The 25,169-nt window shown below is 72.4% G+C and carries 20 protein-coding genes and 2 pseudogenes; 17 read left to right on the top strand and 5 right to left on the bottom strand.

Features of this window, described 5'->3' with window-relative positions:
* Positions 1-67 precede the first annotated feature (67 nt).
* From AB0I41_RS24340 to AB0I41_RS24325, 4 genes are all read left to right on the top strand, one after another.
* Positions 68-2,428: a polyribonucleotide nucleotidyltransferase gene (locus AB0I41_RS24340; protein WP_357111839.1), complete on the top strand. Its 2,361-nt coding sequence runs from the start codon at positions 68-70 to the stop codon at positions 2,426-2,428.
* Positions 2,429-2,639: 211 nt separating this feature from the next.
* The gene (locus AB0I41_RS24335) at positions 2,640-3,929 is read left to right on the top strand and encodes a pitrilysin family protein (RefSeq protein ID WP_357111836.1); all 1,290 of its coding nucleotides are present in this window, start codon (positions 2,640-2,642) and stop codon (positions 3,927-3,929) included.
* A gap of 183 nt (positions 3,930-4,112) precedes the next feature.
* Positions 4,113-4,886, top strand: a complete 774-nt coding sequence (gene dapB / locus AB0I41_RS24330; RefSeq protein ID WP_357111718.1) for a 4-hydroxy-tetrahydrodipicolinate reductase — start codon at positions 4,113-4,115, stop codon at positions 4,884-4,886.
* Positions 4,887-5,418: 532 nt separating this feature from the next.
* Positions 5,419-5,889 (top strand): GNAT family N-acetyltransferase, encoded by a 471-nt coding sequence (locus AB0I41_RS24325; protein WP_357111715.1) that lies wholly within the window; start codon positions 5,419-5,421, stop codon positions 5,887-5,889.
* 95 nt (positions 5,890-5,984) lie between these two features.
* Here the strand turns inward: AB0I41_RS24325 and AB0I41_RS24320 are convergent, their stop codons facing one another.
* Positions 5,985-8,099, bottom strand: coding sequence for a glycogen debranching N-terminal domain-containing protein (locus AB0I41_RS24320; RefSeq protein ID WP_357111712.1), 2,115 nt, complete (start codon positions 8,097-8,099; stop codon positions 5,985-5,987).
* A 156-nt stretch (positions 8,100-8,255) separates the two neighbouring features.
* Here AB0I41_RS24320 and AB0I41_RS24315 point away from each other — a divergent pair, with 156 nt between their 5' ends.
* The 4 genes from AB0I41_RS24315 to AB0I41_RS24300 all read left to right on the top strand — a co-directional run bounded on the left by AB0I41_RS24315 (position 8,256) and on the right by AB0I41_RS24300 (position 12,600).
* Positions 8,256-9,236: a LacI family DNA-binding transcriptional regulator gene (locus AB0I41_RS24315; RefSeq protein WP_357111709.1), complete on the top strand. Its 981-nt coding sequence runs from the start codon at positions 8,256-8,258 to the stop codon at positions 9,234-9,236.
* Between the two features lie 26 nt (positions 9,237-9,262).
* Positions 9,263-10,510, top strand: coding sequence for an extracellular solute-binding protein (locus tag AB0I41_RS24310; RefSeq protein WP_357111705.1), 1,248 nt, complete (start codon positions 9,263-9,265; stop codon positions 10,508-10,510).
* Between the two features lie 69 nt (positions 10,511-10,579).
* Entirely contained in the window at positions 10,580-11,710 is a 1,131-nt protein-coding gene (locus tag AB0I41_RS24305; RefSeq protein WP_357111702.1) for a sugar ABC transporter permease, read from the top strand.
* A complete protein-coding gene (locus AB0I41_RS24300) occupies positions 11,707-12,600 on the top strand; it encodes a carbohydrate ABC transporter permease (RefSeq protein WP_357111699.1) in 894 nt (297 codons plus the stop codon). Before AB0I41_RS24305 ends, AB0I41_RS24300 begins: the two co-directional genes overlap by 4 nt.
* 56 nt (positions 12,601-12,656) lie before the next feature.
* Here AB0I41_RS24300 and AB0I41_RS24295 read toward each other — a convergent pair whose 3' ends face one another.
* Positions 12,657-13,238, bottom strand: coding sequence for a GNAT family N-acetyltransferase (locus AB0I41_RS24295; RefSeq protein ID WP_357111696.1), 582 nt, complete (start codon positions 13,236-13,238; stop codon positions 12,657-12,659).
* A 35-nt stretch (positions 13,239-13,273) separates the two neighbouring features.
* Here AB0I41_RS24295 and AB0I41_RS24290 point away from each other — a divergent pair, with 35 nt between their 5' ends.
* Positions 13,274-14,584: a glycosyltransferase 87 family protein gene (locus AB0I41_RS24290; RefSeq protein ID WP_357111833.1), complete on the top strand. Its 1,311-nt coding sequence runs from the start codon at positions 13,274-13,276 to the stop codon at positions 14,582-14,584.
* Here the strand turns inward: AB0I41_RS24290 and AB0I41_RS24285 are convergent.
* Entirely contained in the window at positions 14,483-15,034 is a 552-nt protein-coding gene (locus tag AB0I41_RS24285) for a GNAT family N-acetyltransferase (protein ID WP_357111693.1), read from the bottom strand. The two genes, AB0I41_RS24290 and AB0I41_RS24285, sit on opposite strands and share 102 nt — an antisense overlap.
* Before the next feature lie 78 nt (positions 15,035-15,112).
* Between AB0I41_RS24285 and AB0I41_RS24280 the strand changes: the two genes are divergently transcribed.
* The 6 genes and pseudogenes from AB0I41_RS24280 to AB0I41_RS24255 all read left to right on the top strand — a co-directional run.
* Complete coding sequence (locus AB0I41_RS24280; protein ID WP_357111690.1) at positions 15,113-16,342, top strand: crosslink repair DNA glycosylase YcaQ family protein; 1,230 nt, start codon at positions 15,113-15,115, stop codon at positions 16,340-16,342.
* Positions 16,343-16,346: 4 nt separating this feature from the next.
* Positions 16,347-17,060 carry a DUF2752 domain-containing protein gene (locus tag AB0I41_RS24275; RefSeq protein WP_357111687.1) on the top strand — a complete coding sequence of 238 codons (714 nt, stop codon included), beginning with the start codon at positions 16,347-16,349 and terminating at the stop codon, positions 17,058-17,060.
* A 265-nt stretch (positions 17,061-17,325) separates the two neighbouring features.
* A complete protein-coding gene (thyX, locus tag AB0I41_RS24270) occupies positions 17,326-18,069 on the top strand; it encodes an FAD-dependent thymidylate synthase (RefSeq protein ID WP_357111830.1) in 744 nt (247 codons plus the stop codon).
* Positions 18,070-18,115: 46 nt separating this feature from the next.
* Positions 18,116-19,042: a 4-hydroxy-tetrahydrodipicolinate synthase gene (gene dapA / locus AB0I41_RS24265; protein WP_357111684.1), complete on the top strand. Its 927-nt coding sequence runs from the start codon at positions 18,116-18,118 to the stop codon at positions 19,040-19,042.
* 52 nt (positions 19,043-19,094) lie between these two features.
* Positions 19,095-20,783 (top strand): ribonuclease J, encoded by a 1,689-nt coding sequence (locus tag AB0I41_RS24260; protein ID WP_357111681.1) that lies wholly within the window; start codon positions 19,095-19,097, stop codon positions 20,781-20,783.
* A 374-nt stretch (positions 20,784-21,157) separates the two neighbouring features.
* Positions 21,158-22,321: pseudogene (locus AB0I41_RS24255) on the top strand (ISL3 family transposase); the annotation flags it as partial.
* A 122-nt stretch (positions 22,322-22,443) separates the two neighbouring features.
* Here AB0I41_RS24255 and AB0I41_RS24250 read toward each other — a convergent pair.
* Positions 22,444-22,629: a hypothetical protein gene (locus tag AB0I41_RS24250; RefSeq protein WP_357111678.1), complete on the bottom strand. Its 186-nt coding sequence runs from the start codon at positions 22,627-22,629 to the stop codon at positions 22,444-22,446.
* 94 nt (positions 22,630-22,723) lie between these two features.
* On the opposite strand from AB0I41_RS24250, the gene AB0I41_RS24245 reads away from it, so the two are divergent.
* Together AB0I41_RS24245 and AB0I41_RS24240 are read left to right on the top strand one after the other, a co-directional pair.
* Positions 22,724-23,191 (top strand): hypothetical protein, encoded by a 468-nt coding sequence (locus AB0I41_RS24245; protein WP_357111675.1) that lies wholly within the window; start codon positions 22,724-22,726, stop codon positions 23,189-23,191.
* On the top strand, positions 23,184-24,092 hold the full coding sequence (locus tag AB0I41_RS24240; protein ID WP_357111673.1) for an alpha/beta hydrolase: 909 nt from the start codon (positions 23,184-23,186) through the stop codon (positions 24,090-24,092). The genes AB0I41_RS24245 and AB0I41_RS24240 overlap by 8 nt, the downstream gene beginning before the upstream one ends.
* A gap of 261 nt (positions 24,093-24,353) precedes the next feature.
* Here AB0I41_RS24240 and AB0I41_RS24235 read toward each other — a convergent pair.
* Positions 24,354-24,841, bottom strand: a pseudogene (locus tag AB0I41_RS24235) (DinB family protein).
* Positions 24,842-25,169 lie beyond the last annotated feature (328 nt).

Here is a 25,169-nt window from a genome sequence, read left to right as displayed (position 1 = left end):
TCGAAGACCGGCCGTCTGAGCAGCTCCCGTGTCGTGGGCCCCCGACGCGAAGGAGCACGACAGCACCATGACCGAGACCAACCTCGGCACCGAATCCCGCACCGCCGTGATCGACAACGGGGCCTTCGGCACCCGTGAGATCACCTTCTCCACCGGTCGGCTGGCCCGTCAGGCCGCTGGCTCCGTCATCGCCCAGCTGGGCGAGACGGTGGTCCTCTCCGCCACCACCGCCGGCAAGCAGCCGAAGGAGCAGTTCGACTTCTTCCCGCTGACCGTCGACGTCGAGGAGCGGATGTACGCCGCGGGCCGGATCCCCGGCTCGTTCTTCCGCCGCGAGGGTCGCCCCAGCGAGGACGCCATCCTCACCTGCCGGCTGATCGACCGGCCGCTGCGCCCGTCGTTCGTCAAGGGCCTGCGCAACGAGGTCCAGGTCGTCGAGACCGTCCTGGCGCTCGACCCGCAGCACCCGTACGACGTGGTGGCGATCAATGCCGCCTCGATGTCGACCAAGCTCTCCGGCCTGCCGTTCTCCGGCCCGATCGGGGCGACCCGGGTCGCGCACATCGACGGCCAGTGGGTCGCCTTCCCGACCATCGAGGAGCTGGCCCGGGCCACCTTCGACATGGTGGTGGCCGGCCGCACCCTGGCCGACGGCGACGTCGCGATCATGATGGTCGAGGCCGAGGCCACCGAGCGCACCGTGGCGCTGGTCGCCGGCGGTGCCCCCGCCCCGACCGAGGAGGTCGTGGCCAGCGGCCTGGAGGCCGCCAAGCCGGCCATCCGCGAGCTGTGCCGGGCGCAGAGCGAGCTGGCCGAGGTGGCCGCCAAGCCGGTCGCCGAGTTCCCGGTCTTCCTGGACTACCAGGACGACGTGTACGCGGCGGTGGCCGAGCTGGCCCGCGCCGACGTGGCCGAGGCGCTCACCATCGCCGGCAAGCACGACCGCGAGGAGGCCCTGGACCGGGTCAAGGCCCGGGTCGCCGAGGAGCTCGGCGGTCGCTTCGAGGGCCGGGAGAAGGAGCTCAGCGCCGCCTTCCGGTCGCTGACCAAGTCCGAGGTCCGCAACCGGGTGCTGCGCGAGCAGGTCCGCATCGACGGCCGCGGCCCACGCGACATCCGTCCGCTGACCGCCGAGGTCGGCGTGCTGCCCCGGGTGCACGGCTCGGCGCTGTTCGAGCGCGGCGAGACCCAGATCCTGGGCGTCACCACGCTGAACATGCTGCGCATGGAGCAGTCCCTGGACACCCTCTCCCCGGAGAAGTCCAAGCGCTACATGCACAACTACAACTTCCCGCCGTACTCGACCGGTGAGACCGGTCGGGTCGGTTCGCCGAAGCGGCGCGAGATCGGCCACGGCGCACTCGCCGAGCGGGCGCTGATCCCGGTGCTGCCGGCGCGCGAGGAGTTCCCGTACGCCATCCGGCAGGTCTCCGAGGCGCTCGGCTCCAACGGCTCCACCTCGATGGGCTCGGTCTGCGCCTCGACGCTGGGCCTGCTCTCGGCCGGTGTGCCGCTGCGGGCGCCGGTCGCCGGCATCGCCATGGGCCTCATCTCCGACGAGGTCGAGGGCAAGACCCAGTACGTGACGCTGACCGACATCCTCGGCGCCGAGGACGCGTTCGGCGACATGGACTTCAAGGTCGCCGGCACCCGGGACTTCGTCACCGCGCTGCAGCTCGACACCAAGCTCGACGGCATCCCGTCGGACGTGCTGGCCGCCGCGCTCCAGCAGGCGCACGACGCCCGGCAGACCATCCTCGACGTGATGCAGCGGGCGATCGAGGGTCCGGCCGAGATGTCGGACTACGCGCCGCGGGTCACCACCGTGAAGATCCCGGTCGACAAGATCGGCATGGTGATCGGCCCGAAGGGCCAGACCATCAACGCCATCCAGGACGAGACCGGCGCCGAGATCTCCATCGAGGACGACGGCACGATCTACGTCGGCGCGACCAACGGCCCGTCGGCCCAGGCCGCGGTCGACCGGATCAACGGGATCGCCAACCCGACGCTGCCGAAGGTGGGCGAGAGGTTCCTCGGCACGGTGGTCAAGACCGCCGCGTTCGGCGCGTTCGTCTCGTTGCTGCCGGGCCGTGACGGCCTGCTGCACATCTCCAAGGTGGGCGACGGCAAGCGGGTCGAGCGGGTCGAGGACTTTCTCAACGTCGGCGACAAGGTCGAGGTCGAGATCGCGGACATCGACGCCCGGGGCAAGATCTACCTGGACAAGGTCCGCCCGGAGGGCGCCGAGGCGCCGGCCGCCGGTGAGGCCGCCGAGGGTGAGCGTCCGGCCGGCCGGGGTGGCGACCGGGGTCCGCGCGACCGCGGTGACCGCGAGCGGGGCGGCGACCGGGGCGGTCGTGGCCCGGGCGGCGGCGAGGGTGGCGAGGGCGGCGAGCGTCCGCGCCGCCGGACCCGGCACAGCTGAGCATCACCCGGCCGGGTGACGACGAACGTCGTCACCCGGCCGGCTCGTCCCACCCCACCCCTCGTCGAAGTGAGAGCAGGTTTCCGTGAGTCGGGCCCAGCGTTCGTCTTTTCCTGCGGGTCGACGGGGGGTGGGACCGTCCGGCGCCGGCCGGCACGTCACCGGGACGCAACCCGGTCGCGCCGGGTCGGGCCGGGCGGTCACCCGTACGCTGAGTGACGATCCGCTGGGCGGCACGGTACGCCGTACCGTGCTGCCCAGCGGGTTGCGCGTGCTCACCGAGGCGATCCCGGCGATGCGCAGCGTCTCGTTCGGCATCTGGGTGGCGGTCGGCTCCCGGGACGAGACCGGCCCGCAGGCCGGCGCCGCGCACTTCCTGGAGCACCTGCTCTTCAAGGGCACCCACAAGCGCAACGCGCTGGAGATCTCCTCGGCGATCGAGGCGGTGGGCGGCGAGACCAACGCCTTCACCACCAAGGAATACACCTGCTACTACGCCCGCGTGCTGGACGAGGACCTGCCGCTGGCGATCGACGTCATGTGCGACCTGGTCGCCGACTCGGTGCTCGAGGCGGTCGACGTGGAGACCGAACGCGGCGTCATCCTCGAAGAGATCGCGATGCACGACGACGAGCCCGGCGACGAGGTGCACGACCTCTTCGCCCGCGCCGTCTACGGCGACCACCCCCTGGGCCGGCTGATCTCCGGCACCGAGGAGACGGTCACCCCGATGACCCGGCGGCAGATCCAGAGCTTCTACCGGCGCCGCTACACCGCACCGCAGATCGTCATCGCCGCCGCCGGCAACCTCGACCACGCCACCGTGGTCAAGCTGGTCCGCCAGGCCCTGCGCGGCACCCCGCTGGACACCGATCCGGAGGGGCGGCCGGGCACGCACCGGCCGGCCACCCCGGCGGTACGCACCAGACCGGCCACCACTCTGGTCGAGCCGAAGGAGTCCGAGCAGGCGCACGTGATCCTCGGCTGCCCCGGCATCGACCGGACCGACGAGCGGCGCTTCGCCCTCGGCGTGCTCAACAACGTCCTCGGCGGCGGCATGTCCAGCCGGCTGTTCCAGGAGATCCGCGAGCAGCGGGGCCTGGCCTACTCGGTCTACTCGTACGCCAGCCAGTACGCCGACAGCGGCCTCTTCGCCGTCTACGCCGGCTGCGCCCCCGGCAAGGTGGACGAGGTGCTGGAGCTGACCCGCGCCGAGCTGGCCCGGGTGGCCGCCGAGGGGATCACCGAGGCCGAGCTGGCCCGGGGCAAGGGCATGTCGAAGGGTTCGTTCGTGCTGGGCCTGGAGGACACCGGCTCGCGGATGAGCCGGCTGGCCAAGGGGGAGCTGCTCTACGGCGACCTGATGCCGGTGGACGAGCTGCTCACCCGGGTCGACGCGGTCACCCTGTCGGGCGTGAACACGCTCGCCGCCGAACTGCTGAGCCGGCCGATGTCCCTCGCGGTGGTCGGCCCGTTCGGCGAGCACGACTTCTCCGCCTGACCCGCCACCCCGCACCCGTTCGGATCTGCCCGGCCCGCGCGCCGGGTCGGCGGCGCTTTGCGTGTCGGTGTCCGCCGCCGCCGAAAGGCACGACATGCCGCAACCGGGGCGGATCACCGCCGTCCGGTGGGACGAGGGTGGTCCCGGCGGGTGACGGCGTCCGATTGGGATAGGTTGTGCCCCGTGACTGACGAGCAGGAGAAGGGCCTGGACGAGCCGATCCGGGTCGGCGTGCTGGGTGCCCGGGGCCGGATGGGCGTCGAGGTGTGCAAGGCGGTCGACGCGGCCGGAGACATGGACCTGGTGGCGATGGTCGACCAGGGCGACTGGCTGTTCAACGCCTCCGACGCGGGCGCCCAGGTGGTCGTCGACTTCACCACCCCGGACGTCGTCATGGACAACCTGCACTGGTGCATCGACCAGGGCATCAACGCGGTGGTCGGCACCACCGGCTTCACCGAGCAGCGGATCGAGCGGGTGCGCGGCTGGCTGGAGCGCAAGCCGGGCGTCGGCGTGGTGATCGCCCCGAACTTCGGCATCGGCGCGGTGCTGATGATGCAGTTCGCCGCGCGGGCCGCCCGGCACTTCGAGTCCGTCGAGATCATCGAGCAGCACCACCCGCGCAAGCTCGACGCCCCCAGCGGCACCGCCACCCACACCGCCCGCCGGATCGCCCGGGCGCGCGCCGACGCCGGCCTCGGCCCCGCGCCGGACGCCACCTCGGACGAGGTGCCGGGTGCGCGCGGCGCCGACATCGACGGGGTACGCGTGCACGCGGTGCGGGCCACCGGGCTGGTCGCCCACCAGGAGGTGCTCTTCGGCACCACCGGCGAGACGCTCACCATCCGGCACGACTCGTACGACCGGGCTTCGTTCATGCCGGGCGTGCTGCTGGCCGTCCGCGCGGTGCGCAACCGGCCTGGTCTGACCATCGGCCTGGACTCGCTGCTCGACTGAGTGCCGGCCGGCCGGAGCAGAGGGCCGGCCGGCACGGCAGGTGCGCAACCGCGATCAAGCGGCGCCGGCCCCGCGGCCCGTCACCGTCTCGGTGGAGAGCATCGACGAGGGGCCGACCCTCCGTTCGCTGATCAACGCGATGGTCACCCAGGAGGAGCACCGGCTGTCGGCCCTGCGCGGCGGCGACTGGCCCGACGAGAGCGACCGGTCCGCGTCGCCGGCCTCGCCGTCCGCCACGCGGCGGCCGGTCGGGATCGGCGGGAGTTCGCGGCACGGACCCTGGCCATCGGCGCCCTGCACACCGCCGGGATCACCGACCTGGGCGCCGGCGACCCACGGCCCTTCCTGGACGCCCGAGCGGCCTGAACCCTTCCCTTCGTCGGCGCCGTGTCGGCCGGTCGTCGCCGACGCGGGGCTCGACGGCGACGACCGGCGCGGGGAAGGCGGTCGTCGCCGGCGTGGCGCTCAGCGCGTCGGTCGGTACGGGGAAACCGGTCGTCCGCGGGGTGGGAATGCGCCTAGGCTCGGCTCCATGATCGATTCTGGGCTGCGCGACCGGGCCGGCCGCCACGTCACGCTGCGTTCCGTCGACGACGACAACTGGCGGGACGTCGCCGACATCGCCCCGCGCGACGACCAGCGCACCTGGGTTGCCGCGCTGGCCGCCCGCTACCTGGTGCTGACGATGCGCTCCGACGTCTGGACCTCGCTGGCCGTCTACGCCGACGAGACGGTGGTCGGGCACGTCATGTGGGGGGTCGACGACGACGGGTCCCGCTGGATCGGCGGCATGGTGATCGGCGCCGCCGAGCAGGACCGGGGCGTCGGTCGGGCCGTCGTCCGCACCCTCGCCGACTGGCTGGCCGCCCAGGCCGGCGGCAGCGTCGTCCGCCTCTCGTACCACCCGGACAACACACCTGCCGCCCGCCTCTACACCTCCCTCGGCTTCACCCCCACCGGCACCCTGGAGGACGACGAACTCGTCGCCGAACTCCGCCCCTGACCCCCGTCGATCATGAGGTTGACGGCGACGTCGATCGCGGATCGTGCCGTCAATCTCATGATCAACACGGCCTCAGGACCGGGCCCGGGCCGCGGTCAGCGGGGGGCGGGAGTGTCCTGGGGAAGGCGGGGGGTGGGGATCGGCGGGGTGACCTGGAGGTGGGCGGGGAGGCCGGTGATCGTGGGGATGCCCTGGTGGTCGACGTGGACGTCGACCGGGGCGCCCGCGACGCGGAAGCCGCGCACGGTCAGCGCGCCGAATTCCGGGCCAGCCAGCGGGCGCAGGGCGACCCGGCCGTTCGGCACGTCGGGGTACAGGCCCGCCCCGGCCTGGAGCAGCAGCACGGCGGCCGCCGCCGACCAGGCCTGCGGGCGGCAGGCGGCCGGGTACGGCGTCGGCCGGCCGAGCAGGTCGCGGTCGTCGCCGCCGTACAGCTCGGGCAGCCGGTGGTCGAAGCCCTCCGCCGCACCGAGCAGCCCCTCCGCCAGACCGAGGGCGGCCTCGCGGAAGCCGGCCCGGGCCAGCCCGGCGAGCACGATGGCGGTGTCGTGCGCCCAGATCGACCCGCAGTGGTACGACAGCGGGCTGAACCCGGCGTCGTCGGTGGACATGGTGCGCAGCCCGAACCCGCCGGCCAGCGCCTCGCCGGTGAGCAGGCGGGCGACCTGCGCCTCCTCCTCGCCGGAGAGCAGGCCGGTGCCGAGCAGGTGACCGATGTTGCTGGTCAGCGAGTCGACGGGGCGCTTGTCCCGGTCCAGCGCCAGCGCCGGGCGGGGTCCCTGCGGGCCACCGTCGACCCAGAACCGGGCCCGGAAGGTCTCCGCCAGCCGGGCCGCGTACCCGCGCCAGCGGTCGGCGCCCGGACGGCCGAACGCGTCGAGCAGGTCCGCCCCGCCGACGGCCGCCTCGTACGCGTACCCCTGCACCTCGGCCAGCACGATCGGTGGCGCGGCGAGCCGGCCGTCGCGGAACCGGACCGCGTCCCCGGAGTCCTTCCAGCCCTGGTTGGCCAGGCCGTGCCCGGTGGTGTCGACGTACTCGACCAGGCCGTCGCCGTCGGCGTCGGCGTGCTCGCCGAGCCAGCCCAGCGCCGCCTCCAGGTGCGGCAGCAGCGGCTCCACCTGGTCGGCGGCCAGACCCCAGCGCCAGGCGTCGTGCAGCAGTGCCACCCAGAGCATGGTGGCGTCGACGGTGCCGTAGTACGCCGGGGGCAGTTGTAGCCTCCCGTCGAGCAGGGCGAACTCCTTCCGGCGCAGCTCGTGCAGGATCTTGCCGGGCGCCTCACCGGTGGCCGGGTCGAGCCGGGCGCCCTGCCGGCGGGCGAGCACCCGCAGCGTCCCGGCGGCCAGTTCGGTGCCGAGCGGCAGCATCATCCGGGCCGCCCAGAGGCTGTCCCGGCCGAACAGGGTGAGGAACCAGGGCACGCCGGCGCCGAGGAAGACGTCCCCGGGGGCGGCGGGTTCGGCCAGGCGCAGCCCGCGCAGGTCGTCCAGCGAGCGGTCGAGCAGCCGGACCAGCCGCCGGTCGTCGGCCTGCGCCACCGGCCGGGACCAGTTCGGCTCCCCGGCCGGGGCGGTCACCACCGCCAGCGGGTCGTCCACCCGCAGCCGCCAGCGCAGGGTCACCGCCTCGCCGGGGCCGAGGTCGACCGGCCAGGAGAGCCGGGGCGCGGCGGCCCGGTCGCCGTCGGTGTCCACCCGGGCGCCCTCGCCGGTGACGGTCACCGTGATGCCGTCGGCGGCCCAGCTGAGCTGACCGGGTTGCCCGGCCTTGGCCTCGATCGGCACCGCCGCGCCGCCGGACTTGACCACCGCGATCGGCGCCAGGTCGCAGCCGAGGTCGACGCTGACCGTGGCACGCACCGGCGCGGCGGCCGTGGAGACGACGCGGACCTCCTCGTCGACGCCGTGCGGGCCGGCCCGGCGGGCCCGCTCCACCCGGACGGTGGGGTCCGGGCCGGGGTCGCCGAGCCAGCGGGCGAGGCCGACGAAGCGCGCGCCGTGCGGGCCGTCCGGGCCGTGGGTGAGCGCCTCCGGCTCCCGGTCGTCGATCCGCAGCTCGGCCCGGGACAGCACCCGGGCGTCGGCGTGGAAGACCCCCTGGACGCCGGCCGGGCGGACCTGCCCGGCCCGGTCACCCAGCGCGCTGGTCGGGGCGAGGACCACCCCGACCAGGTCGTGCAGCAGGGGTTGCAGCTGGCGTTCGGTCACGGTTTCGACTCCAGATCCTGAGGGGGTGGACGAGCTCTTGACAAGCCGTCCGGGGCGGTGCAAAGTGCGAAACATTCCAGAAACTTGAACGATCCAATCCTGCCGTATCCGAGTTGGATCGTTCAAGACGTCGAGAGGCATCAAGTGGCTGAAAAGGTGACCATCGCGACGGTGGCCCGGCACGCCCAGGTCAGCCGACAGACGGTGTCCAACGTGCTCAACGCCCCGCACATCGTGCGCGAGGAGACCCGCCAGCGCGTGCAGGAGGCCATCGCCACCCTCGGCTACCGGGTCAGCCAGGCCGCCCGGCAGATGCGCACCGGCCGGTCCCGGCTGATCGCCGTACGGATCGAGCCCACCCGCGACGGGATCAACGGCTCGGTGCTCGACCGCTTCCTGCACGGCCTCACCGAGACCGCCGAGGCGGCCGGCTACCGCGCCCTGCTCTACACCGCCGCCGACGCCGGCGCCGAGATCGCCACCTACGACGACCTGCTCAGCGCGTACGACCTGGACGGTTTCGTGCTCACCGGCACCGACCACGGCGACCCGCGTACCGCCTGGCTCGCCGACCGCAGCGTGCCCTTCGTGACCTTCGGCCGGCCCTGGGACGACCCCGACGCCCACCCGTGGGTGGACGTGGACGGCGCCGCCGGGACGGCCCAGGCCACCCGCCACCTGCTCGCCGCCGGTCACCGCCGGGTCGGCTTCATCGGCTGGCCGGCCGGCTCCGGAGTGGGAGACGACCGCCGCGCGGGCTGGCGGGAGGCCCTGCGGGCCGCAGGCGTCGACCCGACCGGACTGGACCGGGAGGCGGTGGACGGCATCGCCGAGGGTGAGCGGCTGGCCGCCGACCTGCTCGCCGCCGCGTCGCCGCCGACGGCCCTGGTCTGCGCCAGCGACTCGCTCGCGCTGGGTGTCCTCCGGGCCGCCCGCTCCTGCGCGCGGGCCCTGCCGGTGATCGGATTCGACGACACCCCGGTCGCCGCGGCGGTCGGGCTGACCAGCGTCAGCCAACCCCTGCACGACGCCGCCGCCCGCTGCGTGGACCTGCTCACCGCGGTCCTCGACGGGCCCCCGCGGACCCCTGCCCCCGTGCTGCTCCAGCCCTCGCTGGTTCTGCGGCACACCGCCTGACACCCGTCCCCCAACCAGGAGAACCGATGGCACCTCGAACCCTCACCCGCGCGGCGGTAGCCAGCCTCGCCGCCGTCGCGCTGTTCGGCTCCGCCGCCTGTGGCAGCGGCTTCGACGACGACAAGACCGAGACCACGCAGTCCAGCGGCCCGGCCAACCTGCAGATCCTGATCGGCTCCTCCGGCGACGCCGAGACCAAGGCGGTGCAGGACGCCGCCGCGAAGTGGGCGAGCGGCTCGGGCAACCAGGCCACCGTCACCCCGGCCCAGGACCTCACCCAGCAGCTCGGTCAGGCTCTCGCCGGCGGCACCCCGCCGGACGTCTTCTACGTCGACGCGGCCCGGTTCGCCGACTACGCCAGCGTCGGCGCGCTGGAGCCGTACGGCGACAAGATCAGCAACAAGGACGACTTCTACGAGAGCCTGCGCACCACGTTCACCTACGACGGCAAGCTGTACTGCGCGCCGAAGGACTTCTCCACCCTCGCCCTCCAGATCAACACCGACCTGTGGACGAAGGCCGGCCTGACCGACGCCGACGTCCCCACCAGCTGGGATCAGCTCACCGCCACCGCCCGCAAGATCAAGGCGAAGGGGCAGGTGCCGCTGGCCCTCGGCGACACCCGGGACCGGATGGGCGCGTTCCTGGTGCAGAACGGCGGCTGGCTGCTCAGCAAGGACGGCAAGCAGTCCACCGGCGACACCCCGGAGAATGTGGCCGCCCTCACCTACGTCAAGTCGCTGCTCACCGAGGGGCTGGCCCGCACCCCCAAGCAGCTCGACGCCGGCTGGTCCGGTGAGGCGTTCGGCAAGGGCAAGGCCGTGATGACCATCGAGGGCAACTGGATCAAGGGCGCCCTGCAGAACGACTTCCCGAACGTCAAGTACAAGGTCGTCGAGCTGCCCGCCGGCCCGAAGGGCAAGGGGACGCTCTCCTTCACCCAGTGCTGGGGCGTCGCCGCGAAGTCGAAGTACAAGGACCAGGCGATCAAGTTCGTCGAGGCGATGACCGCAGGCGACCAGCAGATGGCCTTCGCCACGGCGTTCGGCGTGATGCCGTCCCGGCAGTCCGTGCGGGACCAGTACACCGGCGCGTTCCCGGCGGACAAGCCGTTCATCGACGGCGCCGCGTACGCCCAGGGCCCGGTGAACGCCCCGAAGATGGACAGCGTCCTCAACGACCTGGAGTCCGGCCTGCAGGGGTTGGGCAACGGCGACCCGAAGACCATCCTCGGCAACTTCGACAAGAACGCCAAGGCGGCGCTCGGCGGCTGACGTGGATCCCGGGGGCGCCGCCGAACGGCGGCGCCCCCACCGGCCACCGCGCGAGTCGAAGGAGGGGAGATGGCAACCGAAGCACTCGCGGCACCGGTCACCGCGACCGGCCGCCCGCCGCGCCGCCCCGGAGGCGGCATCCGGGGCAACGAGAACGTCGCGGGCTGGCTCTTCGTCGCCCCGGTGATAGTGATCCTCGGCCTGTTCATGCTGCTGCCGATCCTGATGGCGCTCTGGGTCAGCCTCACCGACTGGAACGGGCAGGGCAGCCCGTTCACTTCGGAGGTGCCGTTCGTCGGCGCCGACAACTACACCAAGCTGTTCACCGAGGACGGGCTGGCCCGCCGCGACTTCATGACCAGCATCCGCAACAACATCTACTACGTGGCGATCGTGGTGCCGGCGCAGACGGTGCTCGCCCTCGGTCTCGCGCTGGTGGTCAACAACCGGATGCTCAAGGGCAAGGCGTTCTTCCGCAGCGCCTTCTACTTCCCGTCGGTGACCAGCTCGGTGGCGATCAGCGTGGTCTTCCTCTTCCTGTTCGCCAACTCCGGCGCGGTCAACGCCATGCTCGGCCTGTTCGGCATCGACGGGCCGCAGTGGTTCGCCGACTCGCGCGGCGTGCTGCACCTGCTGCTCGGCGCCGTCGGGGTGGACACCGCGCCGGCCGCGCTCACCGGCGGCGGTCCGCTCGGGCTGAGCTGGTGGGACTGGTTGTCCGGGCCGAGCGTCGCGATGACGTCGATCATCACGCTGGTCGTCTGGACCACCTCCGGGACGTTCATGCTGATGTTCCTGGCCGCGCTGCAGAACGTGCCGGTGGCGTTGGACGAGGCGAGCACCCTGGACGGCGCGACCCGCCGGCAGCGGTTCCGGTACGTCACCCTGCCGATGATCAAGCCGACCATGTTCCTGGTGCTCACCCTCGGCATCATCGGCTCCTGGCAGGTCTTCGACCAGGTCTATGTGATGAGCCAGGGCGAGCCGGCCAAGACCACTCTCACCCCGGCCTACCTGTCGTACCGGACCGCGTTCCGGGACTTCGACTACGGCCCCGGCGCGGCGATCTCGTTCGTGCTGTTCCTGATCATCATCGTGCTCACCCTGGTGCAGCGCCGGGTGATGGCCGACCGGGACACCGACGGGCCGCGGCGCGGCCGTTGGTGGCGTCGGCGCGTACCGGAAGGGCCGCAGTCATGACCGCGCTCACCGACCGCCCGCCGGTGGCGGCGGCCCCCGCAGGCCGCGACCGCCGCGAGGCCCGCACCCTGGCCAGCCGGTTCCTCGGGTACGCCGTCCTGATCTTCTTCGGGCTGGTCTTCCTCTACCCGTTCGTCATCCAGCTCGGCAACTCGTTCAAGACCGAGCCGGACGCGGCGGCCAACCCGCTGTCGCCGATTCCCGACCCGGTGACCCTCGCCGGCATCGAGCGGATCTTCGCCGGCACCAACTTTCCGCTCTGGCTCGGCAACTCGCTGCTGGTGACCGTCCTGGTCACCCTCGGCCGGGTGTTCTTCGACTCGCTCGCCGGGTACGCGCTGGCCCGGCTGCGGTTCAAGGGCCGGTCCGGGCTGTTCGCCGCGGTCATCGCGGTGATGGCGGTGCCCGGCGTGGTGCTGCTGATCCCGAAGTTCCTGGTGCTCAACCAGCTCGGTATCTACAACAGCTACGCCGGGCTGGTGGTGCCGCTGCTCGCCGACGCGGCCGGCGTGTTCATCATGAAGCAGTTCTTCGAGTCGGTCCCGGTCAGCGTGGAGGAGGCGGCCCGCATCGACGGCGCCGGCGTCTTCCGCACCTACTGGTCGGTGGTGCTGCCGATGGCCAGACCGGCGTTGATCACGCTCACCATCCTGTCCTTCCAGGGCTCCTGGAACGAGTTCCCGCACAGCCTCGTCTCGGTGCAGGACCCGGATCTGTTCACCCTGCCGCGCGGCCTGGCCGACCTGGTCAGCGGCTCGCTCGGCAAGGGCACCCAGTATCCGTTGAAGCTGGGGGCGGCGCTGCTGGCCACCATCCCGGTCGCGGTCCTCTTCGTGATCTTCCAGCGGTACTTCGTGCGGGGCGCCAACGAGGGCGCCGAGAAGGGCTGACCGGCCGGTGGCGGTTCCCGGCCCACGCCGGAAGCCGCCACCGAGCGGCGGCCCCTTCAGTCCGTGGGGACCGGCTCGGTCGGCACCGCGACGTGCAGGCGGAGCTGGGGGACCAGCATGTCGTCCACGTCCAGCGCCCGCGCCGCGCCGTCCGGCTCCCAGCCGGTGGAGGTGAGGAACTTCCGGGTCGCCTCGTCGCCGTCGAACGCCCAGGCCACCGCCCGGTCGAAGCCGTCCTCCCGCCACAGGTCCACCGCGGCCGCGAGCAGTCGGCTGCCGTGCCCGCGCCGGCCCCAGCGGGGCTCGACCAGCAGGTCGGTCACCGCGGCCACGCCGTCGGCCAGCGCCTCGGCCGGCTCGCCGGGGGCCAGCGCCTCGGCGTCCGCCGGACCGGAGGCGGCGAACCCCACCAGATAGGATTGCTCGGCCTGTTCGACGGCGACCAGCACCCGGTGCGCGCCGGAGGGCGGCTCCTGCACCGCCGCGCTCCACCGCCGGGCGAGCCACGCCTCGTCCAGGTTGTCGAGCACGTGCCGGGGCAGGATCCGGCGATAGGCGACCCGCCAGGTCGCGAGCTGGATTCGTGCGATCTCGCCGGCGTCCTCGGGACGCGCCGGGCGGACGTACCCCATGGCCATGGGACGGAAGCCTACGCAGGGCGGGAGTGACGATGGTGGCGCAGGGTGCCAGGCGGACGGCCGCCCAGGTCGTCGGGGTGGTCGCGCTCGCCGCCGTGGTGGCCGCCTTCCTCTCCGTGGCGGCCGTGCGGCACGGCTTCTTCGACCTGAAGGTCTACTACGGCGCGCTGACCTTCTGGGTCCACGACCACGGCGAGATCTACGACTACCTCAAGCCCGGCACCCAGTACGGCTTCACCTATCCACCGTTTGCCGCCCTGGTCATGCTGCCGATGGCGTACCTGCCGTGGCTGGCGGCGATCACCGTGAGCGTGGCCGCCAGCGTGGTGGTCAGCGCCGTGCTGGTCTGGTGGCTGCTGGACCCGGTGTCCCGCCGGGCCGGCTGGGCCCGCTGGTTCGCCCTGGCGGTGGCGCTCTGCCTGGCCGCCGCGTTCGAGCCGATGCGCGAGACGATCAACTTCGGCCAGGTCAACATGCTGCTGCTGTTCCTGGTCGCGCTGGACCTGCTCCGGCTGCTGCCGACCGGCAACCGGTGGGCGGGCGTGGGCATCGGCGTGGCCACCGCGATCAAGCTGACCCCGGGCGTCTTCATCGTCTACCTGCTGATCACCCGCCGCTGGCGGGCCGCGTTCACCTCGATGGCCGCCGCCGCGGTGGTGACTCTGCTCGCCGGCGCGCTCTTCCCGGACGCCTCCCGGGAGTTCTGGACCTCGGCGCTGTGGAACACCAACCGGGTGGGTGAGCTGGCGTTCGTCTCCAACCAGTCGCTGCGCGGCGTGGTGGCCCGGTTGAACCCGGAGCACCCGAGCACCCTGGCCTGGCTGGTGCTGGTGCTGGCCACCCTGGCGGTCTGGGCGTGGCGGTCCCGGGCGGCGGCGGCCGTCGGCGACTCCGCGACCGGGCTGGCGCTGACCGGCGCGCTGATGTGCCTGGTCAGCCCGGTCACCTGGGTGCACCACCTGGTCTGGCTGATCCCCGCGCTGATCCTGCTGGTGGACAACGCGGTGGCCGCGCCCGCCGGCGGACTGCGGCGGCGCGCCCTGCTGGCCTTCGCGGTGGTCGCGTACGGGCTCCTGATCAGCCGGATCGTCTGGGCCTGGGAGAAGGACTTCACCGGCGTGGACGGCTTCCTCGGCAGCAACACCTACGTCTGGATCAGCCTGGCGCTGCTGGTGCTGCTGCCGATCCGGCGGTGGGCCGCCCCGGCCACCGCCGGTCCGACCCGGCGCCCGGGGCCGCCCGGGTCAGCCGTCGAGCCGGCCGGCGTACCGCAGCTCGTCGAGCCGGACCGGGGGACGCCCGCCGGCGAGCGGCACCGGGTAGGTCGACCGCTCGCCGTCCGCTGACAGCCCGGCCCGCTCGTAGAAGCGGCGGGCCCGCGCGTTCTCGGCCAGCACCCAGAGCCGGTACTCCCGCCAGCCCCGGGCCGCCAGGCCGTCGCGGGCGGCGGCCAGCAGCGCCCGCGCGGTGCCGTCGCCCCAGTGCGCCGGCTCCACGTACGTCGCCAGCACCTCGCCGTACGCCGGGTCCAGGTCGCCCCGGTCCTGGTTGTTGCGGTACGGCCCGAACGTGGCGAACCCGGCGGGCACCCCGTCGACCTCGGCGAGCAGCGTGGTGAACGGGTGCTCCGGGTCGGCGGTGCCGAGGTCCCGTCGCCGCTGCGCCCAGGCCACCGGGTTGAGCCGGCGCAGCACCTCGTCGGGCATGATCCCGGCGTAGCCGGCCTGCCAGCCGTGGATGTGCACCCGGGCGATCGCCTCGGCGTCCTCGGGCTCTTCGCAACGGATGGTGAGCATGTGTCCGTTCTATGCCTCGGCGGGCGTACCGTCCAGCGTCCGCTCCGGCGTCGTACCGCTGGTTTAGGGTGCCCGACGATGGCCGTACCGGAATCGCTCTCCCTCGCCCAGGCCCGGCGGGTGGCGCTCGCCGCCCAGGGCTTCGCCGACCCGGCGCCCACCGGCGTGCCCACCCGGCGGCACCTGCGCCGGGTGCTGGACCGGGTCGGGTTGATCCAGATGGACTCGGTCAACGTGCTGCAACGGGCGCACTACCTGCCGCTCTACAGCCGGCTCGGGCCCTACCCGACGGCCCTGCTCGACACCGCCGCCTACCGCCGCCCCCGCGAGTTGTTCGAGTACTGGGGCCACGAGGCGTCGCTGGTGCCGGTGGGGCTGCACGCGGCGCTGCGCTGGCGGATGGCCCGGGCCCACTCCCACGCCTGGGGCGGCATGCGGCGCATCGCCCAGGAGCAGCCCGAGCTGGTCGCCTGGGTCCGCGACGAGGTGGCCGCCCGGGGGCCGCTGACCGCCGCCGAGATCGAGCACGACGCGCCCCGGGAGACCGGCAACTGGGGGTGGAACTGGTCGGCGGTGAAGCGGGCCCTGGAGTTCCTCTTCTGGGCCGGCGAGGTGACCGCCGCCGACCGGACGACCTCCTTCGCCCGCCGCTACGACCTGCCGGAGCGGGTGCTGCCGGCCGCCGTCCTGGCCGCGCCCACGCCGACCGACGCGGAGGCGTACCGCACGTTGGTGTCGGTGGCCGCGCGGTCGCTCGGGGTGGCCGCCGAGCCGGAGCTGCGCGACTACTTCCGGCTTCCGCTGGTCGGCGCCCGGCAGGCGATCGCCGAGCTGGTCGAGGCCGGCGAGCTGCGGCCGGTGACGGTGCAGGGCTGGCGGCAGCCGGCCTGGCTGCACGCGACCGCCCGGCTGCCCCGGTGGGTGCGCGGCACCACCCTGGTGAGCCCCTTCGACCCGCTGGTCTGGGAGCGGGCCCGCACCGAGCGGCTCTTCGACCTCAGCTACCGGATCGAGATCTACGTGCCCGCGCCGCAGCGGGTGTACGGCTACTACGTGCTGCCGTTCCTGCAGGGGGAGCGGTTCACCGCGCGGGTCGACCTCAAGGCCGACCGCCGGGCCGGGGTGCTGCTGGTGCCGGCCGCCTGGATCGAGCCGGGCGCCGACCCGGGGGAGACCGCCGTCGCCCTCGCCGCCGAGCTGCACCGGCTCGCCGGCTGGCTCGGCCTGGACGCGGTGGCCCCGCCGGTCGCCGGGGATCTCGCCGATCCGCTGGCCGCCGCGTTGAAGGGCGTGGCCGGTGTACCGTGAGCGCGTGACGAGCGTGGACGGGTCGGCGGGTCAGCCGGGTCAGCAGGTGCCCGACATCGACCCGCCGCAGGCCGCCCCACCCGCGGCGGCGCCCGCCCCCTACGGCGACGCCGCTCCGCAGGCCGAGACCGTCCCGCACGGAGACGCCGCTCCGCAGGCCGAGGCCGTCCCGCACGGCGACGCCGCTCCACACGGTGACGCGGTCGCCGGCGCCTGGCCGTACGACGCCGCTCCCGCCGCCTGGCCGCCCGGCGCCTACCAGCAGGTCGAGCCGGACCGACTCACCCGTTTCGTGCTCCGGGTGCACGCGCGCTCCCCGCGCTGGGCGGCGCCGCTGGCCGCGCTCGGCTGCGTCGGCATCGGCGTGGCGTACGCGCTGGTCAGCGACCCCACCCGCAGCGACCCGGACGCCGCCCCGAGCTGCCTGCTCAAGCTGACCACCGGGCTGGACTGCCCGGGCTGCGGCGGCACCCGTGCCCTCTGGTACGTGCTGCACGCCGACCTGCCCGCCGCCGCCCGGCACCACTTCCTGTTCGTCTTCGCGCTGCCCTTCCTGGCGTACCTCTTCGTGGCCTGGGCCGGGCAGCAGGCGTTCGGCTGGCGCCTGCCCGAGCTGCGGATCAGCCCACCGGTGATCGCCGGCTTCCTCGCCGTCTGGCTGGCCTTCTCCGTCGCCCGCAACCTGCCCTGGGCCCCGTTCACCGCGCTCTACGTCTGACCACCCCACCGTCCCCCGGCCCGCGCCGCGCGCCCGGCGGCACTCGCCGCGCCATTCGCGCCGCCCGCTTGCGCCGCCCGCTCGCGCCGCCACTGCCGCGCGTCCCAACGGCCCGACGTGGCACGCCCTTCGCGAGATCTTGGACACTTGCCGTTCGAATGGAACGGAAAGCGTCCAAGATTCGCAGGTGGCGCGGCGTTTCCGTCCCGCGAGCCCGACTTTGGCCCACCGGTGCCGGGCCACTACAGTCGCAGGAATGCCGGAGATGGTGCAGCCCCAGGTCAAGCTGATCGCATGGACCCAGTTCCAGGCCCCGGACGACGTGCCGTGGTCGACCGACGCCGACGGCGGCCAGGCTCTCGCGGAGTTCGCCGGCCGGGCCTGCTACCAGAGCTGGAAGAAGCCCAACCCGGCGACCGCCACCAACGCCGGCTACCTGGCGCACATCCTGGAGGTCGGGCACCTCTCGGTGCTGGAGCACGGCTCGGTGAGCTTCTACTTCACCGGGATCTCCCGCTCGTTCACGCACGAGCTGATCCGGCACCGGCACTTCTCGTACTCCCAGCTGTCCCAGCGGTACGTCCCGGAGCGGGACGCGGCCATGGTCGAGCCGACGGTGATCGCCGAGGAACCGGAGCTGCACAAGAAGTTCGTCGAGGCCGCCGAGGCGAGCGTCCGGGCCTACACCGAGCTGCTGGAGGGGCTGGAGCGGCGCTTCTCCGACGAGCCCAACCCGACCCTGCGGCGCAAGCAGGCGCGGCAGGCGGCCCGCGCGGTGCTGCCCAACGCCACCGAGACCCGGATCGTGGTCACCGGCAACTACCGGGCCTGGCGGCACTTCATCGCCATGCGTGCCACCGAGCACGCCGACGTGGAGATCCGCGAGCTGGCGGTGGAGTGCCTGCGCCAGCTCCAGCGGGTGGCCCCGAACGTCTTCGCCGACTTCGTCGTCTCCACCCTGCCCGACGGCACCGAGGTGGCGACCAGCCCGCACGCAGAGCTGTCCTGAGCCCTTCCCCACCAGCCGTCCGGTGGTCGTCCGCTAGGTTGTGAGCATGACGCACGACCACCCTGCCACCCCCGACCGGGGCGTTTCGCGCCCGTTCGGGCGACTCCTCACGGCCATGGTGACCCCGTTCACCGCCGACGGGTCCCTCGACCTGGACGGTGCCGTACGGCTCGCCGCCCACCTCGTCGACGAGCAGGGCAACGACGCGCTGGTGCTCAACGGCACCACGGGGGAGTCGCCGACCACCACGGACGCGGAGAAGGAGACCCTGATCCGGGCGGTCGTGGAGGCGGTCGGCGACCGGGCCCGGATCGTCGCCGGGGTGGGCACCAACGACACCCGGCACACCATCGAGCTGGCCGCGTCGGCCGAGAAGGCCGGGGCGCACGGCCTGCTGGTGGTCACCCCGTACTACAACAAGCCGCCGCAGAGCGGGCTGCTGCGCCACTTCACCGCGGTCGCCGACGCCACCGGGCTGCCGATCATGCTCTACGACATCCCGCACCGGGCCGGGGTGGCCATCGCCACCGACACGCTGGTGCGCCTCGCCGAGCACGGCCGGATCGTCGCGGTGAAGGACGCCAAGGGCGACCTGACCGCCACCGGTTGGGTGCTCAGCCGCACCGATCTGGCCTTCTACAGCGGTGAGGACTCGCTCACCCTGCCGGCGCTGGCCGTCGGCGGGGTCGGCCTGGTGGGCACGTCGACGCACTTCACCGGCGCGCTGACCAAGCAGCTGATCGAGGCGTACGAGGCGGGGGACACCGGCACCGCGCTCAGCCTGCACCGGCGGCTGCTGCCGCTGTACACCGGCGTCTTCCGTACCCAGGGTGTGATCCTGGTGAAGGCCGGCCTGGCCGCCAAGGGCCTGCCGGCCGGCCCGGTGCGCCCGCCGCTGGTGGACGCCACCGACGATGAACTCGCCCAGCTGCGCGCCGACTGCGCGGCGGCGGGCCTGGAACTGCCCGAATGATCGAACGACACGACGGACGCCGGGTAACGGCGTCGCAGAATGAGGTGGACGCGTGACCGAGGCGCACATCGAGGGTGAACTGCCCCCGCCGTTGCCGGAGGGCGGCCTGCGGATCATCCCGCTCGGCGGGCTCGGCGCCATCGGTCGCAACATGACCGTCTTCGAGTACGACCGCAAGCTGCTCGTCGTCGACTGCGGGGTGCTCTTCCCCGACGTCGAGCAGCCGGGCGTGGACCTGATCCTGCCGGACTTCGGCCCGATCCTGGACCGGCTGGACGACGTCCAGGCGATCGTGCTCACCCACGGTCACGAGGACCACATCGGCGCGGTGCCGTACCTGCTCGCCCACAAGCCGGACATCCCGCTGGTCGGCTCCCAGTTCACCCTGGCCCTGGTCGAGGCGAAGCTGGCCGAGCGGCGGATCCAGCCGTACACGCTGACCGTGCGGGAGGGTGGCCGGGAGCGGCTGGGCCCGTTCGAGTGCGAGTTCTTCGCGGTCAACCACTCGATCCCGGACGCGCTGGCGGTGGCCATCCGCACCCCGGCCGGCCTGGTGCTGCACACCGGCGACTTCAAGATGGACCAGCTCCCGCTGGACGGCCGGATCACCGACCTGGCCGGCTTCGCCCGGCTCGGCGCCGAGGGCGTGGACCTGCTGCTGTCGGACTCCACCAACGCGGAGATCCCCGGCTTCGTCACCCCGGAGCGCGAGATCGGGCCGGTGCTCGACTCGATCTTCGCGAAGGCCAAGGGGCGGATCATCGTCGCCTCGTTCGCCTCGCACGTGCACCGGGTGCAGCAGGTCTTCGACTCGGCGGTCGAGCACGGCCGCAAGGTGGCGCTGATCGGCCGGTCGATGGTGCGCAACATGGGCATCGCCCGGGACCTCGGCCTGCTCAACATCCCGGCCGGCCTGGTGGTCGGGATCGAGGAGGCGACCACGCTGCCGCCCGAGCAGATCGTGCTGATGTCCACCGGCTCGCAGGGCGAGCCGATGAGCGCGCTGGGCCGGATGGCCAGCGGCGACCACCGGCACATCACCATCGCCCCCGGCGACACCGTGGTGCTGGCCAGCTCGCTGGTGCCGGGCAACGAGACCTCCGTCTACCGGGTGATCAACCGGCTGGCCCGGGCCGGCGCGGTGGTCGTGCACAAGGACGTGGCCAAGGTGCACGTCTCCGGTCACGCTCCCGCCGGTGAGTTGCTCTACCTGCTCAACGTGGTCCGCCCGAGCAACCTGATGCCGGTGCACGGCGAGTGGCGGCACCTGCGGGCACACGCCCGCCTCGGCGTCGAGTCCGGCGTCGCCCCCGACCGGGTGGTGATCTGCGAGGACGGCGACGTGGTCGACCTGGTCGAGGGCCGGGCCAGCCTGGTCGGGCACGTGAAGAGCCGCTACGTCTACGTCGACGGCCTCGCCGTCGGCGACGTCAGCGAGTCGCTGCTCACCGAGCGGCGGATCCTCGGCGACGGCGGCTTCATCGCCACCACCGTGGTGGTCGACTCGGTCACCGGCAAGGTGGTCGGCGGCCCCACCCTCTCGGCGAAGGGCTTCTCCGAGGACCCGGAGGCGTTCAACCCGGTCGTCCCGCTGGTCACCGAAGCGCTCAACCGGGCCGCGGCGGACGGCATCACGGACCCGCACCAGCTCCAGCAGATCGTCCGGCGCACCGTCGGGCGCTGGGTCAACGACAAGTACCGCCGCCGTCCGATGATCGTCCCGACGGTCGTCGAGGTCTGACCACCGGCTCCGCACGCCGGTCCACCGTCCGCGGTGGACCGGCGTCGTCGTGTCCGGGTACGCCCCGGCGGGTCACCGGACGGGCCGCCCGACTGGCAGGGTCAGGTAATCCAACTGTCTTGTATTCGCGTTGATGGCCGGTCCAGCAATCACGGTGGGTCACGCTGCCCTTGGTGCTGGTGGCCAGATCTGCAGCCAACGATCATGATCTGACGGCGCGGCGGCCGACCCGGATGCCGGACTGACAGTGAGGGTGTCGGGACGACTGGCGCGCCATGCCGGCGGCAGATCCGTGCATCTGATCTTGTGTTGCGCACGTCGTAGACGCGCAGAGGTGGTACGCGGTGACGCTCAGGCGTTAGGGCGGCGGCGGCCTGGTGGTGGTGCACGTCCGGCCGTCGAAGGGCGCACGGCGCCGCTGCCGGCGCTGCGGGCGCCGGTGCGCCGGCTATGACTCCGGCCGGGGCAGGCGACGGTGGCGGGGGCTGGACCTGGGCCCGCTGCGGGTGGTGATCGAGGCCGACGCGCCGCGGGTCACCCGCCCCGAGCATGGGGTCGTGGTGGCCGCGGTGCCGTGGGTGCGTCACGACGCCGGGCATACCCGGATGTTCGACGACACGCTCGCGTGGCTGGCCACCGCCTGCGCCAAGAGCGCGGTGGTGCAGTTGATGAGGGTCGCGTGGCGCACGGTCGGGTCGGTCGTGGCGCGGGTGTGGGCCGACAGCGGCGGCGCGGCCGACCGGTTCGCGGGGCTGCGTCGCATCGGCGTGGACGAGATCTCGTTCCGGCGTGGCCACAAGTACCTGACCATTGTCGTGGATCATGACAGTGGCCGTCTGGTATGGGCCGCCGAGGGCCGTGACGCCAAGACCTTGGACGCCTTCTTCGACGCGCTCGGCGAGCAGCGGGCCGCCGAGCTCACCCACGTCACGGCCGACGCCGCCGAATGGATCGCCACCGTGGTCGCCCGGCGTGCCCCGCGGGCGATGCGCTGCGCTGATGCATTCCACATCGTCGCCTGGGCCACCGACGCCCTGGACGTGGTACGCCGGCAGGTGTGGAACGCTGCCCGTGGCGGCAAGGGCAAGGCCACCGAGACGTCCAAGGCGTTGAAGCGGGCCAGGTACGCCCTATGGAAGAATCTGCGGAACCTCACCGACCGTCAGCAGGCCAAGCTGGCCTGGATCGCCAAGACCGACCCGCGGCTGCACCGCGCCTACCTGTTGAAGGAAGGGCTGCGTACCGTCTTCGCCGCCGACGGCACCGACGGGATCGAGGCGCTCAACTCGTGGATCTCCTGAGCCCGGCGCTGCCGCATCCCCGCCTTCGTCGAACTGGCCAAACGGATCACCCGCCAACGTGACGCCATCCACGCGGCGCTGCTGTCGGGACTGTCCAACGCCCGCATCGAGTCGGTCAACACCCGCATCCGGCTGATCATCCGCCGCGGCTTCGGATTCCACAGCGCCGAGGCCATCATCGCCCTTGCCATGCTCCAACTCGGCGGCCACCGACCCGCCCTACCAGGCCGGACATGACCCACACATCAGTCAGGAGCGCCGCAAAGTCGTGAGGTGCCCGGCTAGAAGTGTTTGGTGTAGACGCGCCTTCTTGGTGGTAGCAGGTCGGGCATGACCGGTTCAGAAGGTCATCAAGGTTTCTACGCCTTGTTGATCTGTCCGAAGTGAGGCATGCCCGCGCTGAACGGTTCCGCCAGTTCCCGCGCGTCCACCGAGCCGATCCAGGCGTGGAACTCGTCCGCCGATCGGGTCAGCCGGCCCGCGCCGCCGCGCAGCGCCACCGCCGCGATTTCCGCGTAGCGGTAACGCCGTCGATGCCCGGGCACCGGCCGACCGTACCGCCAACCGTGCTCGCGCCATCGTGCTTGACACTCGACGTCAAGTGCTTGACGATGGGTGTCAAGTAACGGAGGAGGCAGCATGTCGCCAACCCACGAGGAACTGACCGAGCAGTTCATCCGGTTGATCGACATCCGCCTGCTCGACCCCCTCGAAATCCTGGTCGACGGCCACGACGCCATCGACCCGCTGCGCGCCGTCATCCGGGATCGGGCCCGATCCTGGGCCACCACGATCGTCAGCGGCGACGACCGGGCCGCCGTCAGCGTGGTCATGCGCGCGATCTCCACCCTCTACCCGGGGGACGGACCGTTCGACCCCCCCCTCGACTGGTGGCGCAGCCCCTTCGGCCAGGCCGTCGCGCGACGGGTCGGCCACCCGACCGCCGAATCGGTGTCGTACGCGGTGGCCGGCGCCATGCTCGGCATCACCCGCCAGGGCGTCCACGACCTGGTCTCCCGCGACAAGCTCGCCCGCCACCCCGTAGGTGGCGTGCGCTCCGCCTCCGTACGCGACCGACTGCTCAAGGAAGGAACCCGACGTGTCTGAGACCATCATCGACTCCGGGACCGTGCCCATCGCGATCCGCGACTTCGGCGGACCCGGACAACCGCTGCTGCTCCTTCACGGCGCTGGCGGCAACCTCGCCCAGATGACCACCCTCGCCGAGCACCTGCGCCCGACCCACCGGGTGGTCACCGTCGACCTGCGCGGTCACGGCCGGTCCGGAGACGGCCGGTGGCGCTGGGACGACGTACTGGCCGACCTGGCCGCCGTCACCGACCACCTCGGCCTCACCTCCCCCGCGGTGGTCGGCGTCTCCCTCGGCGGTATGCTCGCCACCCTTTGGGCGCAGCGTCACCCGGAGTGCCCCGGTGCCGTCAGCTTGGACGGCAATCCGCCGTTAAACCGTCCGGACCAGCTCGCCGGGATGGATCCGGAGCAGGCCGAGACCGAGCTGGCCAAGCTGCGGGCCGTCTTCGACGGGATGGCCGCGATGCTGGCCGAACCGCTAACCGCCGAACAGGTGGCCGCCATGCTGGCGGGGCAGCGGGCCATGGCCCAGCGCTACGGCGCCGCACCCGACGTTTGGGTGGCGGCCTTCGAACGCAACCTCGTGCCCGGCGACGACGGCCGCAGCCGGCTGCGGCCCGGCCCGGACCTCACCCGGCAGCTCCGGGACGCCATGGACTCCCTCGACCTGATGCCCGCCTACCGCGACGTCCGCTGCCCGCTGCTGCTCGTTCTCGCCACCGAGGACCTCCCCGAACAACAGCCGTTCCACAGCCTGTACGAGGCGTACCGCAAGGTCACCGCCGAACGGCTTGCCACTGTGGACAACTCGTCTCTGCGGGTGTGGCATCTCGCCGGCGCCAGCCACGCGATGGTCGCCGAACGCCCACAGGAGCTCGCTACCCTCATCACCGACCTCCTCAGCCCTCACGACTGAGGGCGACCCGCAGCAGCCCGCCTCCTGGCGAAGCTCGGACCTGCCTGCGGTCATGAGGGCCATGGGAGAGACCGAGGTGCGGCGCACTGTCGAGATGGCGTGGCGGATGGAAGCCGGGCGGGTCGTCGCCGGCATCGCGGGGATCGTCCGCGACGGCGTACCGGCCAACCCGGGGGCGTGGCTGGTCACCGTCAGCAAGCACCGGGCCGTCGATGCGCTCCGCCGCCGACCGGATGGGGTGCGGCCCCGAGTCGCGACCTCTTACCGGCCGGTGGCACCGTCGATAAGCTCCCGCAGGATGTCGGCGTGTCCGGCATGCCGGATGGTCTCGCTCGTCATGTGGGCGAGCACCCAGCGAAGCGTACGAGGCGAGTCACCGACCGGCTGCGCGGTGAGGACGTCCGGGCCAGCGGCTGCGATGATGTGGACGTCGCTCTCGGCAATCGCAGCCCGATAGCCGGCTGATCTGGGGACCGGTCCGGCTCGACCGCCATGTCGAAGTCGACGTCGGCGTAGCGCTGGTCACCGGCGAACGTGTAGCCGAACCAGTACTGTTCGGCGTCGGTCAAGTGCTGGACCAGGCCCAGCAGTGTGGTGTCGGAGACGACCAGGCGGCGCCGCAACTGCTCCTCGCTCAAGCCCGCAACCTTCTTCAGCACGCATGACCGAGCGAAGGACAAGAAGGCCAGGGCGGTGTCGAGCTCGCCACCGTCGTTGCGCGGCACAGCTTCGCGTTGGGACTCGAGCATGCCCCGACCGTACATGCTTGCCATCGGGGGGAGGCAGGCGCGGACGTCGTCTGAGCGGTTCTGACCAGACGCCCGCTCATCGCTAGATGCGGATGCTCGGCACGGGCGGCTCAGGTTTCGGCCCGTGACAGAGCGTCACCCTGACGGCGTTGATGAGAGAATTCCGACTACTCGATCAACAGAACCTGCCAGTCCCGACCCCCGGCCTGGCGATAGGCCTTGAAGCTGTCTAACTTGATCTTTAACCTCCGACGGTCCTTTGGGGACCCTGACTGGTCACGGAAACAGCCCTTGGTCGATGATCTTCTTGTCTAGGGAAGAGCATCAA

This window comes from Micromonospora sp. NPDC050200 (assembly GCF_040656135.1).
Taxonomy (GTDB): domain Bacteria; phylum Actinomycetota; class Actinomycetes; order Mycobacteriales; family Micromonosporaceae; genus Micromonospora.
The sequence above is the reverse complement of the archived record's forward strand: the minus strand, read 5'-3'. Positions and strand labels throughout refer to the sequence as shown.

What these genes read in the sequence shown, in the direction of transcription:
- AB0I41_RS24340 (WP_357111839.1), top strand. Translation starts at nt 68, where the DNA reads ATGACCGAGACCAACCTCGGCACCGAATCCCGCACCGCCGTGATCGAC.
- AB0I41_RS24325 (WP_357111715.1), top strand. Translation starts at nt 5,419, where the DNA reads ATGATCGATTCTGGGCTGCGCGACCGGGCCGGCCGCCACGTCACGCTG.
- AB0I41_RS24310 (WP_357111705.1), top strand. Translation starts at nt 9,263, where the DNA reads ATGGCACCTCGAACCCTCACCCGCGCGGCGGTAGCCAGCCTCGCCGCC.
- AB0I41_RS24305 (WP_357111702.1), top strand. Translation starts at nt 10,580, where the DNA reads ATGGCAACCGAAGCACTCGCGGCACCGGTCACCGCGACCGGCCGCCCG.
- AB0I41_RS24300 (WP_357111699.1), top strand. Translation starts at nt 11,707, where the DNA reads ATGACCGCGCTCACCGACCGCCCGCCGGTGGCGGCGGCCCCCGCAGGC.
- AB0I41_RS24295 (WP_357111696.1), bottom strand. Translation starts at nt 13,238, where the DNA reads ATGGCCATGGGGTACGTCCGCCCGGCGCGTCCCGAGGACGCCGGCGAG.
- AB0I41_RS24285 (WP_357111693.1), bottom strand. Translation starts at nt 15,034, where the DNA reads ATGCTCACCATCCGTTGCGAAGAGCCCGAGGACGCCGAGGCGATCGCC.
- AB0I41_RS24280 (WP_357111690.1), top strand. Translation starts at nt 15,113, where the DNA reads ATGGCCGTACCGGAATCGCTCTCCCTCGCCCAGGCCCGGCGGGTGGCG.
- thyX (WP_357111830.1), top strand. Translation starts at nt 17,326, where the DNA reads ATGGTGCAGCCCCAGGTCAAGCTGATCGCATGGACCCAGTTCCAGGCC.
- dapA (WP_357111684.1), top strand. Translation starts at nt 18,116, where the DNA reads ATGACGCACGACCACCCTGCCACCCCCGACCGGGGCGTTTCGCGCCCG.
- AB0I41_RS24245 (WP_357111675.1), top strand. Translation starts at nt 22,724, where the DNA reads ATGTCGCCAACCCACGAGGAACTGACCGAGCAGTTCATCCGGTTGATC.